At 65.6% G+C, this 16326-nt stretch carries 12 protein-coding genes; 10 read left to right on the top strand and 2 right to left on the bottom strand.

The features are described 5' to 3' along the window. Positions 1–250: 250 nt before the first annotated feature. Both ABD791_RS11640 and ABD791_RS11635 read right to left on the bottom strand, forming a co-directional pair. Entirely contained in the window at positions 251–1672 is a 1422-nt protein-coding gene (locus ABD791_RS11640) for a SulP family inorganic anion transporter (RefSeq protein ID WP_345066594.1), read from the bottom strand. A 90-nt stretch (positions 1673–1762) separates the two neighbouring features. Then, positions 1763–2416 (bottom strand): type II toxin-antitoxin system Phd/YefM family antitoxin, encoded by a 654-nt coding sequence (locus ABD791_RS11635; protein WP_345066579.1) that lies wholly within the window; start codon positions 2414–2416, stop codon positions 1763–1765. A 239-nt stretch (positions 2417–2655) separates the two neighbouring features. Here ABD791_RS11635 and ABD791_RS11630 point away from each other — a divergent pair, with 239 nt between their 5' ends. The 10 genes from ABD791_RS11630 (at position 2656) to ABD791_RS11585 (ending at position 16299) form a co-directional block, all read left to right on the top strand. Further along, complete coding sequence (locus tag ABD791_RS11630; RefSeq protein WP_345066575.1) at positions 2656–3732, top strand: LacI family DNA-binding transcriptional regulator; 1077 nt, start codon at positions 2656–2658, stop codon at positions 3730–3732. Beyond that, complete coding sequence (locus ABD791_RS11625) at positions 3729–4682, top strand: carbohydrate ABC transporter permease (protein WP_345066572.1); 954 nt, start codon at positions 3729–3731, stop codon at positions 4680–4682. Before ABD791_RS11630 ends, ABD791_RS11625 begins: the two co-directional genes overlap by 4 nt. A gap of 29 nt (positions 4683–4711) precedes the next feature. Then, positions 4712–5557 carry a carbohydrate ABC transporter permease gene (locus ABD791_RS11620; protein WP_345066570.1) on the top strand — a complete coding sequence of 282 codons (846 nt, stop codon included), beginning with the start codon at positions 4712–4714 and terminating at the stop codon, positions 5555–5557. A gap of 104 nt (positions 5558–5661) precedes the next feature. Beyond that, on the top strand, positions 5662–6957 hold the full coding sequence (locus tag ABD791_RS11615; RefSeq protein ID WP_345066567.1) for an ABC transporter substrate-binding protein: 1296 nt from the start codon (positions 5662–5664) through the stop codon (positions 6955–6957). A gap of 145 nt (positions 6958–7102) precedes the next feature. Continuing rightward, complete coding sequence (locus ABD791_RS11610) at positions 7103–8281, top strand: ADP-ribosylglycohydrolase family protein (RefSeq protein ID WP_345066564.1); 1179 nt, start codon at positions 7103–7105, stop codon at positions 8279–8281. Next, positions 8281–9660, top strand: coding sequence for an ADP-ribosylglycohydrolase family protein (locus ABD791_RS11605; protein WP_345066561.1), 1380 nt, complete (start codon positions 8281–8283; stop codon positions 9658–9660). Before ABD791_RS11610 ends, ABD791_RS11605 begins: the two co-directional genes overlap by 1 nt. Then, positions 9657–11690, top strand: coding sequence for an SUMF1/EgtB/PvdO family nonheme iron enzyme (locus ABD791_RS11600; RefSeq protein WP_345066558.1), 2034 nt, complete (start codon positions 9657–9659; stop codon positions 11688–11690). The genes ABD791_RS11605 and ABD791_RS11600 overlap by 4 nt, the downstream gene beginning before the upstream one ends. Next, positions 11683–12891 (top strand): CaiB/BaiF CoA transferase family protein, encoded by a 1209-nt coding sequence (locus ABD791_RS11595; protein ID WP_345066554.1) that lies wholly within the window; start codon positions 11683–11685, stop codon positions 12889–12891. Before ABD791_RS11600 ends, ABD791_RS11595 begins: the two co-directional genes overlap by 8 nt. After that, the gene (locus ABD791_RS11590) at positions 12888–13820 is read left to right on the top strand and encodes an HpcH/HpaI aldolase/citrate lyase family protein (RefSeq protein WP_345066551.1); all 933 of its coding nucleotides are present in this window, start codon (positions 12888–12890) and stop codon (positions 13818–13820) included. Before ABD791_RS11595 ends, ABD791_RS11590 begins: the two co-directional genes overlap by 4 nt. A gap of 49 nt (positions 13821–13869) precedes the next feature. Further along, entirely contained in the window at positions 13870–16299 is a 2430-nt protein-coding gene (locus tag ABD791_RS11585; RefSeq protein WP_345066548.1) for an alpha/beta hydrolase-fold protein, read from the top strand. Positions 16300–16326: the final 27 nt, after the last annotated feature.

Genomic DNA, 16326 nt, shown 5'->3' with positions numbered 1-16326 from the left:
CCACTTCAACAACAACCGACTCCACCAAGCATTGGGCTACCTGACACCGGCCGAGAAACTCGCCGAGCTTCGACCTATGGCAGCATAGAAAATCATCCACAGGACACTGACCGGAATCCCTGGGTCGGCCCAGTCGGTTTCAGGCGGCGTGTCGCAGAATCTCCTCCTTTACGTACGGCGAGCACGCGGCGCGCGGCATAGGTGCGACGGCTGCGCGACGGCCGCGCGACGGCCGCACCAGCCGCGCGGCCTAGAGCCTTCCGGTGAGTTTCGTGTGAAACGCGGTGCTGCGCTCGTCGAGACCGGTGAAGACGACCGTGCCGCCGTTGGCGCGATAGGCGGTCTCGATGGAGTCCATCACAGCGACGGTCGACGCATCCCAGATTTGCGCCTGGCCCAGATCGACGACGACGGACGCCGGGTCGTGTGCCGGGTCGAACTGTTCGACGAGATCGTTGCTGCTGCCGAAGAACAGCGGTCCGGTCACGACGTAGGTCACCGACTCTTCGTCGGCGGACAGTGTGCGCTCCACGTTCACGACATGGGCGACCCGCCGCGCGAACAGCACCATCGCGAGCACCGCGCCCGCCGCCACGCCGATGGCCAGGTTGCCGGTCGCGACGACGATCGCGACCGTCGTGAGCATGACGATCGTCTCGGGCAGCGGCATCCGTTTCAGAGTCGACGGCGCAATGCTGTGCCAGTTGATCGTGGTGAGGGCGACGATCATCATCACCGCGGCCAGGGCCACCATGGGGATCTGGCCCATCACATCGCTGAGCGCGGTGACCAGCAGCAACAGAAACGCGCCGGCGACGAAGGTCGAGATGCGCGTGCGAGCGCGGCCGAGCTTCACGTTGACGATGGTCTGGCCGATCATGGCGCAGCCGGCGATGCCGCCGTAGAAGCCGGCCAGGATGTTCGCGATGCCGAGCGCCCACGACTCGCGGCTCTTCATCGAGCGGGTGCCGGTGATTCCGTCGACGAGTTTCGCGGTGAGCAAGGTCTCCATCAGACCGACGAAGGCGACGCTGAGCGCGGTCGGCCAGATGATGCCGAGGGTCTCGAGGTTCAGGGGAACCAGGAGCGGCGTGATGCCGGGGAGCCCCCCAGACACGTCGCCCTGGTCGCTGACGTTCGGCACTGAGAGGTGAGCGACCATCGTGATCGCGGTGACGACCACGATCGCAACGAGCGGCGCGGGCACCGCCGTCGTCAGGCGCGGCAACAACAAGACGATCAACACGGTCACCACGAAGAGCGGGTAGACCAGCCAAGGCACGCCGAGCAGGTGCGGCACCTGGGCGACGAAGATCAGGATTCCGAGCGCGTTGACGAAGCCGATCATCACCGAGCGCGGAATGAACCGCATCAGCCGGGCCAGGCCGGTCACGCCGAACAGAATCTGCACCAGGCCCGCCAACACGACGGCAGGCAAGAGATATTCGACGCCGTGCTCTTTCACGAGCGGTGCGACAACAAGGGCGACGGCGCCGGCCGCTGCGGTGATCATGGCCGGACGCCCGCCGAGAATCGACATCGAGATCGCCAAGACGACGGATGCGATCAGGCTGACCTTAGGGTCGACCCCGGCGATCACCGAGAACGAGATCACCTCGGGAATCAGCGCCAGCGTGGTGACAACCCCGGCGAGCACCTCGATGCTGAGCATCTTCGGGTTGCGCAGGGTGGCACGAACGGTGGGGGAGAGCTGTGTCTGGTTGGGGCGTTGGGGCACTCAGCTACTGTACGGGTCGCGAGCTCAACCCTGGCGAGTCGTGCGCCGACTTGTCCGCCGTGACGGCCGGAGTAGCGGCTGCTCCACGTCGGTTTCGCGATCAACACCGTGTCGACCGTCGCGCGGGCCGGGGTCGGGCAACGCCGGAAGTTGATCGAGATCATCGAGTACCAGAGCACGTAACGTGCCATTGGCGTCCACGACGATTTCGCCGACGACCGTTGCGCCGTGCACAACGGCGAGGCTCTCCACCCGTGTCACCGAGGCGATCGTCGGTGTCGAGGCAGACGCCGACCGCACTGCACCTGGCTGCTGAAGGGTGTTGCGCCAGGCGAGGGAATCGGCAGGTTCCGCATCGGCCCGAGTGATCTCGACCGGTGGCATGGGTACTCGGCGCGTTCGGGATCCCCGACGCCTCGGCGGAACGATGCGGGCAATGGCGATTCCAAACCGGGTCACGACGACCTCCTGGCCGGACTCGGCCCGTGCCAGAAGCACCGACACATGTGTCTTGGCATCGTCGAGCGGAACAACCAACGCATCGGCACCACCGTGCGGTCCCGATTGATTGACCGGAAACGGATCATATTCGTCGTCACGATCGACACCGTGACGGCCATCGCGTGGCCCGGGATCGGGGAGCGCCGGAAGCTGGTCTGGATCGTCGAGATATTGCATGTCGGGCCTCATCTTCAGTGACGGATGCCGGTGACTTGACTGATTCGACGTTACCTCTCCGCAGAAGCGAGCGCCAGAGCCAGCCCGAAGCGTGCGCAGAGCATCGCGCTCGACAGCGAGGCAATCGCCGATGGAAGTTGCACGAAGGCAGCGGCACCGCCTATAGTCGCTGTAAACGTTCTCGTAAACGTTTACAAGAACGATTACACACCACCCCTTCACCGTTGCATGGGAGCAAGATGGCCGAGACAAGGAAGTCCACGCTTGTGCTCGTGGCCGAGCGCGCGGGGGTGTCAATCGCCTCCGTCTCTCGTGTACTCAACGGGCTGCCTGCCTCGACGTCGGTCACCGAGCGGGTGCAACAGGCCGCCGCCGAGCTCGGCTATGTGCCGGATGCGACGGCCCGCTCACTCAAAGTCGGCAAGACCGAGCAGATCGCACTCGCCGTGGCCGATGTCGGTAACCCGGTCTACGTCGCGATGATGCACGAAGTGTCACGAGTCGTCGCCGATGCCGGCTACCGACTTGTTGTCTCCTCCACCGGCAGCGACCCCGACGACCAGATCACCCTGCTGACGAGTCTGAACCGCGGCTTCGCCGATGGCCTCATCCTCAGCCCGCTCCGGGTGACTGAGGCCTTGATCGACCACCTGCGCGCCAGCCGGCTGCCCATCGTCGTCATCGGTTCGCTTCCTGCCGGTGTCGACCTCGACAGCGTGCGCGCCGATTCTGCGGCCGGCATGGGCTTGGCGATCAAACATCTGGCCAAGCAGGGTCGCCAGCGCATCGCATTCATCAACGGACCAGTCGACACCGTTCCCGGTGCGGCTCGCCTGAGCGGCTACACCCTGGCCATGGCCAAGCGTGGCATCGCGATGCACGGCGACTTGCAGGTCAACGCCGACGACTTCACCTTCAAGGCAGGGCTTGTCGCCACCGAAGCGCTGCTCGACCAGGCGACTCCCGACGCCATCGTCTGCGCCAACGACTTGCTCGCCGTCGCGGCGCTGAAGGTGTTGACGCGTCGTGGATTCTCTGTTCCGAATGACGTCGCACTGGTCGGCATGGACGACACCGACATCGCCGAATTGACGACACCGTCCATCACCAGCGTCAACCTGGGGTCGGTCAAACGTGCCCGCACCGCGGCGAAGCTGCTCATTCGGCGCCTCAACGAACCCGATGCCCCGGTGAAGCAGGTCGTCATCGAACCCAAGCTCACCATCCGCGAATCGTCAATGATCGGCGCTGCTGCGACCCCGGCCACCGATTCCCGTTCGGTCGTCTCCCACTCATCGGGAGGCGATGACGCATGACAGCCACTCTCACTCCACCACGCCCGGTCGATACCCGGCCGCCGAAACTGCTGACGAAGAAGCGCAAGCGCGGCGCGCCAGGGCAGGGCGGCCGCGAAGCCTGGATGCTCGTGCTTCCGGCCATGATCCCGGTGCTTTTGTTCAGCGTGTACCCGCTGGTGCAGGGCATCCTGCTGGGCTTCACCGATTCCAAAGCCGGTCTCGACGTTGTCACTTCGTTCAACGGCGTCGACAACTACGTGCGGTTGGCCAGCAACGAACTGTTCTGGAACTCGTTCCGGATCGGCTTGATCTGGGCATTCGGCGTCACCATCTTGCAGTTCTTCGCCTCCCTCGGTCTCGCGTTGCTGCTCAACCTCGACCTCAAGCTGCGCGGGGTGGCCCGCACCCTGGCCTTGGTGCCGTGGGCGATGCCCCCGGTCGTCATCGCGATCATGTGGCGACTCATGCTCAACCCGAACTCGGGCCCGATCAACCAGTCGCTGCGTGCGCTGGGCCTCCCCGGCGACGTCAACTGGCTGGGCGATTTCTCGACCGCTCTTCCCGTCGTCATCATCGTCGGCGTCTGGGCCGGGATGCCGCAGACCACGATCACCCTGTTGGCCGGGCTGCAAAACGTTCCGGCCGAACTGCATGAGGCCGCGTCGATCGATGGGGCCGGTGTCTGGAAGCGATTCTGGCACGTCACACTTCCCGCGCTCCGAACCATCATCGTGTCGATCACGACGCTCGACTTGATCTGGAACTTCAACTCGTTTGCGCTCGTGTTCGTGCTGACGGCGGGAGGACCAGGCGGCAAGACCATGCTGCCGATGCTGTTCGCCTATAACGAAGCCTTCCGTTACGGCAACTTCGGCTATGCGGCTGCAATGGGCAACGTCATGGTCATCGTGATCGCAATCTTTCTCTTCGTGTATCTCCGCAGCCAGGCAAGGAGTCGACTGTCATGACCCGTGCCGTGTCTACGAAACCAACGAGGATGCCATCCAGCGCCGCAGGCCGCCGTATTGGTCGTCCGCTGCAATATCTCGCACTCGCCGGCTACATGATTTTTCTCGGCTTTCCGCTGTTGTTCCTGATTTTGGCGGCTTTCAAAACGCCGCAGGAACTTCAATCCGCGAATCCGTCGTTCTTGCCGAACAGCCTGAACTTCGACAACTTCATCGCGGCGATCGACAAGGCCAACCTGATCCACGCGGCCGGCAACAGCCTCATCGTTGCCGTGTCGACCACGGTCATCGTCACGATCATCTCGCTGCCGGCCGCCTATGCCCTGGCGCGGTTTCGCACCAAGATGCGGGGGATTGCCACCGGTTGGATTCTGCTCAGTCAGGTGTTCCCTTTCATCCTGATCATCATTCCGCTGTTCCTCGTGCTCAAGCAGATCGGCCTGGTGAACAACCTGGTCGGGCTGATCTTGGTGTACACCGTCTGGTCACTACCGTTTGCGCTCTGGATGCTGCAGGGCTACGTGGCGGGGATCCCGGTCGAACTCGAAGAGGCCGGCGCCATGGACGGCGGCTCCCGCCTGCTCATCCTGCGCAGGATCGTGCTGCCGCTGCTGGCTCCCGGACTCGTCGCAACCAGCCTGTTCACGTTCATCTCCAGCTGGAACGAATTCTTCTTCGCCCTCGTGCTGATCCAAGACCCGGAGCTGCAGACTCTGCCGCTCACGCTCGCCCGATTCGTGGGGGCAGAGGGACAGGTTCAGCTCGGTCAATTGGCGGCAGCAGCATTGCTGGCCACCATCCCCAGTCTTGTCTTCTTCGCCCTCATTCAGCGCCGGCTCACCTCCGGCCTGATGAGCGGGGCGGTCAAGGGATAACAGCGACACCAGTAACTCAGCCACACGCAGTGAATGCACACGCAGTGAATACACACGCAGTGAATACACACAGAGCAGTGAATATACACAAAGGAGTACAGACAATGAAAAGACGGGCTGCACTAGCCACCGGCGCCATCGTGGTCGCCGGAGTCTTGACCGGTTGCGCATTCGGAGGCGGAGGAGGAAGCTCCTCAGGAGGCTCCTCTGAGGGACCGGTGACGATCACCTTCCAGAGCCTGGCCTACCAGGACTCCACCGTTGCCGCGACGAAAGACATCGTCGACTCGTGGAACGCCGACAACCCCGACATCCAGGTCAAACTGACCCAGGGCAGCTGGGACAACGTTCACGACCAGCTGGTCACCCAGTTTCAGGGCGGCACCGCACCCGACGTCATTCATGACGAGTCGTCAGACATTCTCGGGTTTGCCAACCAGGGGTATCTCGCCGACCTGAGCCCGTACCTGAGCGACGACGTCAAGAAGAGTGTTTCTGACGACGTCTGGTCGACGGTGACCACCGACGACAAGAAGATCATTGCGGCTCCGACGCTACTGCAGACCTATGTGGTCTTTGCGAACACCGATGCCTTCGCCGCGGCCGGCGTTGAGGTACCGAGCGGCAAGGAACTCACCTGGGACAACCTCGCCGCCGCCGCCAAGGGCCTCACCGCCGACGGCAAGTACGGTGTTGGCTGGGGACTCAAGCAGCCCACCGCCGCAGTGATGAACACCGCGCTCGGCTTCGACGGCACCTTCTTCACCGGAACCGGCGACACCGCCAAGATCACGGTGGGTGCCGACGAACTCGAAGTGCCCAACCGCATTCACGCGATGGCCTACGACGACGGTTCGATGGACCCCGTCACTCTGACGCAGAGCGGTTCAGACGTTCTTCCCGGCTTCTTGGGCGGAAAGTACGCCATGTACATCGGCGGCAACTACCTCGCTCAGCAGATCACCGAATCCGCGCCTGAGGGCTTCAACTGGACCGTGCTTCCCGCATTGGCCGGTAGTGCAGGAACCGTGCAGGCCGCCAACCCGCAGACCATGTCGGTCGCCGCCGAGAGCAAGCACGTTGAGCAGTCGGCCAAGTTCATCAACTACTTCATGGGTGCCTCGAACCAGGCGAAGCTCGGCGAGGGTGACTGGTTGATTCCGTCGTCGAGTGAGGCTCGCGCCGAGCTCGCGAAGGCCACCGACGGGCAGACCGGTTGGAAAGAAATGCTGGCCACCGGTGAGAACCTCGCCGGCGCCCCGTTCCAGAAGACCACGAACTACCCGCAGTGGAAGGACCAGTATGCGACCCCCGGGTTGCAGCAGTACTTCGCGAACTCCATTTCAAGCGAGGAGCTGGCCACCCAGCTCACCGATGGCTGGGCCTCAATCGGCGGATAGCCGAATGAGGGGTGACGAATCGGGCGAGACGGATGTTTCGCCCGGTTCGTTCGGCCCCGTACTTTTCACCGCATCACCCGCATCACCCGCATCACCGCACAACACACATCACCACACGATCATCACAGCATCAAGGAGATATCTGATGGACCTGCTCGAGGACAAAGCAACCGGAGCACTCGCTGGTGCAGCCATCGGCGATGCGCTCGGAGGTGCGGCTGAAGGCAACACTCCTGAAGCAATCCAGGAACGCTACAACGGATTCATCACGGGAATCGTGCCGCCGTTTCTGCCCGACTGGAAGAACGCGCGCCCCATCTCGCCGTACCACAAGGGCGATGGACACATCACCGATGACACCCTGATGACCAACGTTCTGGTCGAGGTGTACGACAAGCTGCGTCATCGCCTCGATGCGTTCGACATTGCCGAACACCTCGTTCCGCTGCTGTCGAGCGAGAAGCGCTGGATTCCGGAGCTGGAAACCGAATCGCTGTTGCTTCACCGCATCTTTCTCGCCGAGAAGTGGCTGGTCACGCGCTTGCAGTATGGCCACATCGATCCGCGTGAAGCCGGTGTCGGAAACATCGTGAACTGCGGCGCGACAATGTATGTCGCCCCGATCGGAATCGTGAACGCCGGTTCAGCCGCTGAAGCCTACGCCGAAGCCATCGACGTGGCCGGCGCCCACCAGTCCAGCTACGGGCGTGAAGCGGCCGGGGTCTATGCCGCGACAGTCGCCGAGGCCATGCGCGTCGGCTCGTCGGTCGACCAGGTGATCGCCGTGGCGCTGCGCCTGGCCAAAGACGGCACCCGCGATGCGATCGAAGCCGTTGTCGATGCCGCAGCATCCGTCACCGATTGGCGCAGCGGCTTGGCCACCCTGCGCGCCGCTGTCGTACCGTTCGACACCGTCGGACCCAACTACCGAGCTCCCGCCAGGGATGCCCGCATTCCGAGCCGCACCAAGTCGATCGAAGAACTCCCGATCGCCCTCGGCATGCTCGTTGCCGCCCAGGGAGACTACTCGGAAGCTGTTCTCGGCTCGATCAACTACGGGCGCGACTCCGACTCCATCGCCGTGATGGCCGGATCGATCGCCGGTGCTCTCGGCGGCACGGCGAGTCTGCCCCGCGAGTGGATCGCCGGTGTCAACGAAGGCAGCCGCATGGACGTGACCGCGACGGGCCCGACGATGGCCGCCGTCGCCCGCGACATCTGGGCCGCCGACCAGAGACGTTTCGACGACCGGGCTGCCTCGATGAGCGCACTCGCGGGAGCCGCAGCATCCGCCGTTACGCCGGCACTGGCTGGCAGCAAGTAGTGCTGCGCCTCAGCTGGACCCAACCCGAAGACCTGTTGCCGCACGCGCTCGTCGCCGCCGGCCTCGACGGTGTCGATGTCTCCGAGATCCGTCAGCGCTGGGTCAGCGCCGGCGGAAGCGATGTCGCAGCGGTCAACGGAGCGACACCGGTCCCCGCCGCCGAGCCACTGCGTTCCCTCGCCCGCGCGCTGCTGCGAGAGATTGATGAGCTCCCGGTTCCGCACACGCTGAGCGTGCGCGAACCGGAGCAGCTCGCCGAGATTCTGGCACTGGCCCCTGCCTCTGTGAGCTTTGCGGCGGTTACCGCCGACGCAGCGTCTGACCGGATGCTCGGGGCTTGGCTGGGGCGTGCCTCCGGTTGCCTGCTCGGCAAGCCGGTCGAGAAGATTTCGCGGGAGGGCATCCGCGCCATCGCCGAGTCGACTGGCAACTGGCCGATCGCCTCGTACTTCACCGAGATCGGACTCGACCCGGCCGTCAACGCCGCCTACCCGTGGAACCGCCGCAGCCGCCCGACCAGCCTCGTCGAGAACATCGACGGCATGCCAGAAGACGACGACCTCAACTTTCCGCTCATCGCCCTCGACCTGCTCGAGCGCATCGGCAGCGGGTTCACGACCGACGACGTCGCGCAGTCCTGGCTCGCCAACCTGCCCGGCGGGCGCGTGTTCACCGCCGAACGGATCGTCTACCGCAATCTGCTCGACGGGTATGAGCCGGTCGAGGCCGGGGCGGTGCAGAACCCGTTCCGGGACTGGATCGGGGCTCAGATTCGCACGGATGTCTACGGCTGGGTTTCGCCGGGAGACGCCCGCCGTGCCGCGACACTGGCTTGGACCGACGCCCGGCTCAGTCACGGACGCAGCGGCCTTTACGGCGCGCTGTTCGCGGCCGCGGCCTGTTCCGCCGCACTCGTCGCCGACACCGTCGGTCAGGTGATCGAAGCCGGCTTGAGCGTTGTGCCCGCCGACAGCCGCTACGCCGCAGCCATCCGTTTCGGAGTCGCGGTCGCCGAGTCGACGCTCGACACCGAGGCCGCTCTCGATGCGATCTATGCCGAATACGGGCAGCTGCACTGGGTGCACGTGCTGAACAACTCCGCCCTGCTCGCCTTCGCGCTCACCCGTAGCGGTGGCGACTTCGCGACGGCCATCACGCTCGCCGTGACCGGAGGCTGGGACACCGACTCGACCGGCGCAACGGTCGGCTCGATCTGTGGGGCGCTGGCCGGGGCATCCGCTCTGCCCGGCGAGTGGATCGACCCCCTGCACAACACACTCTCGTCGAGCATTCCGGGATTCAACGAGATGTGCTTCGACGACCTGGCCGCGCGCACCATCGCCGTCGCGACCGCATCCACGACGGGAGAGAACCCTTGAGCACGCTGCAGACTCACCTCGACCCCGACGAAACGAACACCAACGAGATCAACCCGCTGGTGCCCCGCTCGATCGACCTGCCGACGATTCTGCCGGCCGATGGTCATCTCGATCCGGCCATCGGCGACATCGCCAAGATCTTTGCAGCGCCGGCCGACCCGGCCGACTGGCCGGCCTGGCGTGATGGGTTGCAGACCTGGCGCGACTCGGCGCGAGAACGACTCGACTACAGCGGGGCGATCTACGAACTGGACCACTCCCGGTGGACCAGAGCCTGCTACAGCGTGTCGTTGACCTGGCTCTTCGATGAGCGTCTCTTCGACCACGCCACCCAGCAGTTCACCGTCGACGCCTTTCTTGAGTCGACCGGCGACCACGGCGGGTTCGATGGCATCGTGCTCTGGCACGCCTACCCGATCATCGGCATCGACGATCGCAACCAGTTCGATTTCTACCGCGACGTGCCCGGCCTGGCCGAGGTGATCGCCGAGTTGCAGACCCGCGGCCTCAAAGTCTTCATCGACTACAACCCATGGGACACCGGAACCCGACGCGCGGCACACGACGACCCGGAGGAACTGGCCCTGATCGTGGGCGAACTCGGCGTCGACGGCGTGTTTCTCGACACCATGAAGGAGGGAGACGCCGGCCTCATCGCCGCGCTCCTGAACGCCGATCCGCCGCAGGTGCTCGAGGGGGAGTCCCGGGTGCCCAATCAGCGCATCGAAGACCACCAACTGAGCTGGGCGCAGTGGTTTGCCGATAGTGACGCTCCCGGTGTCATGCGCGCGCACTGGTACGAGCGCCGGCACATGATGCATTCCACCCGCCGGTGGAACCACGACCACAGCGCCGAATTGCAGTCGGCGTGGATGAACGGCACTGGCATGCTGGTCTGGGACGCCGTCTTCGGTGTCTGGGTCGGCTGGAACGAACGCGACAAGGGCACACTGCGACGGATGCTGCGGGTGCAGCGTGCGTTGAACCCGGTTCTGGTCGATGGCGAGTGGACACCTCTCACCGACGCCCGGCCCGAAGCACTGGCAGCCGGCGTGTATGCGTCGCGGTACGAGCTCGGCGACCTCACCCTCTGGACGGTCATCAACCGCACCACAACCGACTACGTCGGCCCGGTGTTGGAGCAAGATGCCCTGCACGGCCTCCTCGTCGACGTGACAACGGGCTCGCCTCTGGTCGACGGGACCACCACGGTTCCGGCCAGGGGTGTCACCGGCATTCTGGCGGTGCGGGGCTCGTCGCCGGAGTGGTTGGCAAACCTTCTGGCCGCCGCCGCGGCCGACAGCGAACGTTCGGGGGCAGACTCGGATGCGACGTTCCCGGCGCGCGAGGCGCACCGGGTCGAGGTCGTGCCGAGCGAAAGCACAACGCGTCCCGGCGATGCGATCGTCGTTGCCGCCGGCGCCCGTGTGCTGCCCGTCGCCCATCGTCGGCGCGAATCCGGCATGTACCAGGGTGCTCCCTACCAGGAGGAGTGGAAGCCCCTGCCGCCGCGCCTGCACGATGCGCGCCACGAAACCATCGCGGTCACACTCGGCGACGTCGCCGTGGCACGCCGCGAGGTGACGGTGGGCGAATTCATCGAGTTTCTGATGACCAGCGGTTATACGCCGGTGCACTCGAACCGGTTCTTCACGGCGGATGTCGCGTCGCGGCCCGACGCGCCGGCAACCCTCCTCGGGCTGACCGACGCCCGCGCGTATGCGGCCTGGGCGGGCGCCCGCCTGCCCACCGAATTCGAATGGCAGGTCGCCGCGGCAGACCCGGGCTTCCACCGTTCCACTCCCATGGTCTGGAACTGGACCGAGAGCGAACACAGCGACGGCGTGACCCGATTCGTCATGCTCAAGGGCGGCAGCGATCATCAGTCGCTCGGCTCCGATTGGTACGTCGACGGTGGACCGAAGGCCGCGGACTTCAGCCTGAAACTGCTGCTGGCCGGCCTCGGCGTTGAACGCTCGTCGAACATCGGTTTTCGGCTGGCGTGGGATCTGGAGCGGACACATGACTGAACCAACACCGGCGGGCGGCCCGCTGGCCGGCATCCGTGTGCTCGATGTTTCGACGCTGTTCGCCGGGCCGTTGGCTGCGACGTTCCTCGGCGACTTCGGGGCCGATGTGATCAAAGTCGAACACCCGACCAAGCCCGATGCGGCACGCGGGCACGGCCCCGCCAAGAACGGCGTCAACCTGTGGTGGAAGACGCTGGGCCGCAATAAGCGCACCGTCACGCTCAACCTCGGCACGCCGGACGGGGCAGCGCTGCTGCTGAAACTCGTCGCGGATGCCGATGTGCTCGTCGAGAACTTTCGGCCGGGAACGCTGGAGCGCTGGGGGCTCAGTCCCGCCGAGCTGCACGCGGCGAACCCGCGCCTGGTAATCGCTCGAGTGACCGCATTCGGCCAATTCGGACCCTATTCGTCGCGGCCGGGGTTCGGCAGCCTGGCCGAAGCGATGAGCGGATTTGCCGCGCTGACCGGAGAGCCAGACGGCCCGCCGACTTTGCCGCCGTTCGGCCTGGCGGACGGCATCGCGGCACTGGCCACGAGCTTCGCCATCATGGTGGCCCTGCGCGGGGTCGAACAGGGCTCCGGTGTCGGCCAGGTCGTGGACATGGCCATCATCGAGCCGATTCTGATGCTGCTCGGCGGTCAGATCACGACCTTCGACCAGCTCGGAACGGTGCAGAAGCGCACCGGCAACCGTTCGGTCAACAACGCACCGCGCAACGTCTACCTCACGGCCGACAACGAGTGGGTTGCCGTGTCGACGAGTTCCCAATCGATCGCCGAACGTGTGATGCATCTGGTGGGGCGGCCCGATCTCGTGGCCGAACCCTGGTTCGCTTCTGGGCACGAGCGCGCGCTGCATGCCGATGTACTCGATGACGCCGTTTCCTCGTGGATTGCGAAGCGCTCGACTTCGGAGGTTCTCGCAGCATTCGAGCAGGCCGAGGCTGCTGTGGCGCCGGTGTATGACGTGCGTGGAATTCTGACCGATCCGCAGTACGCCGCGCTGGGCACCGTGCAGAGCGTCGATGATGAGGAATTGGGGCCGCTGAAAATGCAAAACGTGTTGTTCCGTCTCTCCAGCACACCAGGAGGCATCCGCTGGGCGGGGCGCCGACATGGCCAAGACACCGCTGCCGTGCTCGACGAGATCGGTGTGAGCAGGGCCCAACTTGAGGCGCTCCGCGAACGGGGGATCGTATGACCGAGAAGCACATCGCCGCGTTGACGGCGACCGAGCGGGCCAGCGCGCAGAGCGCGCCGGCCCTGGTGACCGGATTGTATGTGCCCGGCGACCGACCCGACCGATTCGACAAGGCCGTCGCGACCGGAGCGGATCTCGCGATTCTCGATCTCGAGGATGCCGTCGCCCCCGATCAGAAGGCGGCAGCCCGCGAGGCCGTGGTGCGGTGGCTGAGCGCGCGCGGCCCGCTGCAGAACGGCCCGGTGATTCAGGTGCGGATCAATGCGATTCACGGGAGTGACTTTGGCGCCGATCGCGGCGCCGATCGCGGCGCCGATTTTCGGGCGGATCTGAGTGCACTTGCCCCGCTGCAGGCCGGCTTCGAACTGCGTGTTCCCAAGGTCGAGACTGTTGACGATCTCGATGCCGTCGTCGCGCTGGCTCCCGGCCGCCCGATCGCCGCTCTCATCGAGACCGCGCGGGGTGTCGAGAACGCCCTGCTCATCGCGCAGCATGAGGCAGTCGTGCGCCTGGCGCTCGGCGAATCCGACCTCGCGAGCGACCTCGGCACGGCGGCCCGCGAGGCCATGGACTATGCGCGGGTGCGCGTCTTGTTCGCGGCGCGGGCGGCAGGATTGCCGGCGCCCATGCTCTCTGCTTTCACCGACATCCGCAATCTTGAGGCGCTGCGTGCCGACACCGAACGTGGCAGGGCTCTGGGCTGGGTCGGCCGAACCGCGGTGCACCCGACGCAGTTGACGGTGATCGCCGAGGTGTTTCGCCCGGACAGCGCCGCGGTGGCCTGGGCGACGGATGTCGTGAACTCGCTTCAATTCGGCGGGGTCTCGACCCTGGCCAACGGCGAAATGGTCGACCCGGCGATGCTCGGCCGGGCCCGCTCGATTCTCGGGCTGGCAGCACGGCCCGACGCGTCAGCACCGGTGAACTGACCCACCCTGAACCACCACCCTCGAAGAGCCCCCCAGAAAAGGAACCACAATGATGTGGAAGAAATCCATCGGAGTGACGCTGTCGCTCGGACTGTTCGCGACCTCGGTCTTCATCGGGGCGGCACCGGCCCAGGCCGCCGGCAGCCGCCTGGTGCCGGGGAGTGCGCCGAGCAGCGCGGTCGACGGCGCCGTCGACTTCACCGTCTATCTGCCGGCCGGCTATGACGCGGATGCCGCGACCACGTATCCGTCGCTCTATCTGCTCCACGGTCGCGGCGACTCTCAGGCGGCCTGGCAGCAGGAAGCCGGCGCGCTCGACGAACTGATCGCATCCGGTGCCATCCCACCGATGATTGTCGTGATGCCCGATGCGCCCTGGAGCAACGGCGGCAGCTACTACGTTGACTCGGAGTATGCCGGAACCAAGTCGGGCACGACTCCGGGCATGAAGGTGGAGACGGCATTCACCACCGACCTCGTTGACTACATCGACGAGAACTATCGCACGCTCGACGAGCGCACGGCTCGGGCCGTCGGCGGATACTCGATGGGCGGGGCAGGGGCGCTCCGCTTCGCGACGGTGCATCAAGACCTCTTCTCGTCGGCAATCGTGCTGAGCCCGGCCGTCTACACTCCCTCGACACCCGTCGATTCGTCGACGCGCGAGTTCGGGGCCTACGGCGTCGGCGACGCACTCTACGACGAAGCCCGATATCAGGCACTCAACTATCCGGCGTCGTTCGCGGCCCTCGACCCGGCTCTTCCCGTACACCTGTTCATTGCCGTCGGTGATGACGAGTACGCGAACCCGAAGCCGGAAGACGCCATTCATGACCTCGACTACGAGGCGGCAACCCTCTATAACCAGGCGAAGCGCGTGCCGGGGGTGAGCGCCGAGTTGCGCGTCTACGACGGGGGTCATGAGTGGGGAGTCTGGGACCAGGGGTTCCGTGAGGGGCTCGTCGACCTAGCCGGATACCTGCAGACTGAACCTCCTGCTCCATTTGAGGGCGCCCAGTTCGGTTCGGTCGGCGACGACCGGGCCGGCGGAGTGTTCGGACTCGCCGATGGGAGCGTCATTCAGGCGTTGAACGCCGCCGACACCCTGCTCGGACAGGCCGCTCAGGGCGGCTTCGACATCGTGATGCAGAAGCTCGATGCGGCCGGAAAACAGGTCTGGGTCACTCCGATCGCCACGGCACTCAACGAGCGTGCCTACGGTGTTGTCGACGGCGGGGCCGGGGCGGCCATCGCTGCAGGTTTTCTGCGGCAGAGCCACGACGAGGGCGAGAATGACGACATGCTGGCGGTCAAAATCGACGCAGACGGCGACGAGATCTGGCGCACGACGTTCGGCTCAGAATCGGCCGCCGATCGTGTTTACGGCGTCGCTTCCGACGTGAACGGCGGGGCATTTCTCACCGGCTACACCTCGGGCACCGTGCCGAACGGCACGAGCGCGGGCGACAAGGACGCCGTGATCGCCCACGTCGATGCGTCAGGCACGATGCTCTTCGCCACACAATTCGGCAGCATCGGCGAAGACAAAGGGTTCGCCGTTGCGGCGAGTGCCGACGGCGGCGTCTACGTGGGAGGAGTGGGCGGCGGCGTGATGCCGGGCGCCACCGAGGCCGGGGGAACCGACGGATGGGTGGCCAAGTTCGCCGCCGACGGAACACGTGAGTGGCTGACCCGGGTCGGCACAGCCGACACCGACCAGGTCTCGGCGCTCGTCGCCACGCCATCCGGCGTGGTGGCGACCGGGTTCACCGGCGGCACACTCGGTGCCGACTCGGCCGGAGAAAACGATGTCTTCATCGCGGCGCTCGGCGCCGACGGTTCGACCCAGTGGACGACGCAAGACGGCTCGGCAGGCGACGATCGCGGGGCTTCGATCGCCACGGATGCGGCAGGCAACCTTCTGGTTGTCGGCCACACGAACGGGCGCATCAGCGCGGGAGCCGGGGGAGTCGATGTCTTCACCCTGACCGTCGACCCCGCGGGAGCCGTCATCGAGCGTTCGCAATTCGGATCCATCGCACGAGATGGCGCCGATGAGTGGGACGAGGCCAATCTCTACGTCTCTGGTGGAAGCGGATCGACGTGGATACAGGGGCTGACCGCCGGGCAGGTCGCCGGTGCAACGAACGCGGGCGCCGGAGACGTGTTTCTGACCGAGGTGGAATTTGCTGCGGTGAGCGCAGGCGTGCCCGCTGTTGTGCCTCCGGTCAAGCCGCCGGTGAAGCCTCCGGTTGCCCCGCCGACAACGGCTCCGGGCACTGACCCCGACGGCTCGGGAGTCAGCGGGCCGGGCTCTGGTCCCTCTGGCTCATCGGGAGCCGGGGGCTCTGCGCTGTCCGTCACCGGAGCCGAGGCCGCGCGACTGGCCGCCCTGGCCGCCCTGCTGGTGATGGCCGGTGCCGGTCTTGTCGTCGTGCGTCGTTCGCGCCGAGGTCTCGCACACGCCCTCGCACGCTGAATCGGATGCTGCGCGCACGCGAGGCGC

The organism is Glaciibacter kafniensis (assembly GCF_039538945.1).
GTDB classification, from domain to species: domain Bacteria; phylum Actinomycetota; class Actinomycetes; order Actinomycetales; family Microbacteriaceae; genus Cryobacterium; species Cryobacterium kafniensis.
Note: the sequence above shows the minus strand (reverse complement) of the source record. Positions and strands in the feature narration are given on the sequence as shown.

Coding starts and splice junctions, on each gene's coding strand:
- ABD791_RS11610 (WP_345066564.1), top strand. CDS start 7,103: ATGGACCTGCTCGAGGACAAAGCAACCGGAGCACTCGCTGGTGCAGCC.
- ABD791_RS11625 (WP_345066572.1), top strand. CDS start 3,729: ATGACAGCCACTCTCACTCCACCACGCCCGGTCGATACCCGGCCGCCG.
- ABD791_RS11585 (WP_345066548.1), top strand. CDS start 13,870: ATGATGTGGAAGAAATCCATCGGAGTGACGCTGTCGCTCGGACTGTTC.
- ABD791_RS11640 (WP_345066594.1), bottom strand. CDS start 1,672: ATGCTCAGCATCGAGGTGCTCGCCGGGGTTGTCACCACGCTGGCGCTG.
- ABD791_RS11595 (WP_345066554.1), top strand. CDS start 11,683: ATGACTGAACCAACACCGGCGGGCGGCCCGCTGGCCGGCATCCGTGTG.
- ABD791_RS11635 (WP_345066579.1), bottom strand. CDS start 2,416: ATGCAATATCTCGACGATCCAGACCAGCTTCCGGCGCTCCCCGATCCC.
- ABD791_RS11630 (WP_345066575.1), top strand. CDS start 2,656: ATGGCCGAGACAAGGAAGTCCACGCTTGTGCTCGTGGCCGAGCGCGCG.
- ABD791_RS11615 (WP_345066567.1), top strand. CDS start 5,662: ATGAAAAGACGGGCTGCACTAGCCACCGGCGCCATCGTGGTCGCCGGA.
- ABD791_RS11590 (WP_345066551.1), top strand. CDS start 12,888: ATGACCGAGAAGCACATCGCCGCGTTGACGGCGACCGAGCGGGCCAGC.
- ABD791_RS11620 (WP_345066570.1), top strand. CDS start 4,712: ATGCCATCCAGCGCCGCAGGCCGCCGTATTGGTCGTCCGCTGCAATAT.